Below are 1,348 nucleotides of genomic sequence, written 5' to 3' on the forward strand. Positions count from 1 at the left end.
GGCCCCCGGCATGCCCGCTCTTCCACAGCAGCCGCATCACGACCACCCGGAAGATCAACTCAGCTCGGCCAGCCCCAACCGAAACGCGGAGGCTAATCCTCTGGCTCCGCGAACCAGCCAGATGATCATTTGTCAGACACGCCTTAGAGGACCCGACCCTGGTGGTCCTGGACACGCAGAGCGTCCACGTGGCCGCCGGGGTCCCCTCCTCCACGACCGGCCGGGACCCGGCGAAACGGGTGCTCGGCCGCAAACGGGCCCTGGCCGTCGACGTGTTGGGCCTGGTCATAGCCGTCATCGTCCTGGCCGCGAACACACACGACAACGTCGCGGGCATCGCCCTGCTGGACCAGGTCGCCGAACACACCGGCGGCACCGTCCGCAAGGCTCTGGTCGACCAGGGCTTCAAGAAGCAGGTCACCGCGCACGGCGCCGGTCTGGGTATCGATGTCGAGATCGTCGAACAGACCTACGGGATCCTGGTACTGCACCGGCGTCTGGTCCGCGACTACGAGCACCGCCCGGCCTCCTCCGCCTCGCGTGTCTACTGGGCTATGACTTGGGTCATAGCCCGCCGTCTCACCTGCGCGAACACGCCCACCTGGCGCGACCCGCAGGCGGTGACAGCGTGAGCATCCAGTCCCTCCTCGACGCACTCGACATCCAAGAGCACGCCGCCCAGGCCCTGGCCGACGACATCCGCACGCAGATCGAGGAACTGCAGCGTCGGCTGCGGGAGGCCGAGACCCAGCTCGAACACCTCGCGATCACCCGAAAGACCGTCACCGCCCTCGCCGACCGCCTCCCGGCCCAGACCACCCCACCCGAGCACCCGGACTACCCTCGCATCCTCGCCCTCTTCAACGAGGCGACCGGGCCCCTGCGGGCCCGGGACGTCTGTGAAGCCCTCGGCTACGAACCACTGCCGAAGAACATCCAGGGCCGTTGCAAAGTCCTTTGATCTTGTGACTGTGTTGGTCAGGCGATGCCGAGGAGGTCGAGCGGGCGCGTGAAGGGCTCGTAGGAGGCGTGGCGGAGGCCAGCGGCGATGTTGCGATGCCCGGCGGCGCGGAGGGCGTTGATCGCAAGGTTCCGAAGGGTTGCCATGTTCTCCGGGCCGTGTGCCGTGCGGATCCTGGAGGCGTCCTCGGCGAAGGTCGTGTCGCGGACGAAGTGGAGTCGGTTCTCGATGGTCCACTGCGATCTGGCGAGCCGGCCGAGCCGCTCGGGCGAGGCTTCCTGCGAGGTCAGGTCGGTGATCGCATAGATGGTCCGGCGGCTGATGGTGCCGGTCTTGAGGTCGGTGCGGTGGCGCAGGATGCGCACGGCCTGGACCGCGTGCGGGAAG

General features: G+C 68.0%; 2 protein-coding genes and 1 pseudogene. 2 read left to right on the top strand and 1 reads right to left on the bottom strand.

Going from position 1 to position 1,348, the window contains the following annotated elements:
- Window positions 1-143: 143 nt before the first annotated feature.
- Both ACWGKU_RS41065 and ACWGKU_RS41070 read left to right on the top strand, forming a co-directional pair.
- A pseudogene (locus ACWGKU_RS41065) lies at window positions 144-632 on the top strand (transposase); the annotation flags it as partial.
- Entirely contained in the window at window positions 629-961 is a 333-nt protein-coding gene (locus ACWGKU_RS41070; RefSeq protein WP_331768682.1) for a hypothetical protein, read from the top strand. The pseudogene ACWGKU_RS41065 and the gene ACWGKU_RS41070, both read left to right, overlap by 4 nt.
- 17 nt (window positions 962-978) lie before the next feature.
- On the opposite strand, the gene ACWGKU_RS41075 is transcribed toward ACWGKU_RS41070, so the two are convergent.
- The coding region (locus tag ACWGKU_RS41075) for a transposase (RefSeq protein ID WP_452181099.1) at window positions 979-1,348 on the bottom strand (370 nt) is incomplete at its 5' end.

This window comes from Kitasatospora sp. NPDC054768 (assembly GCF_053612025.1).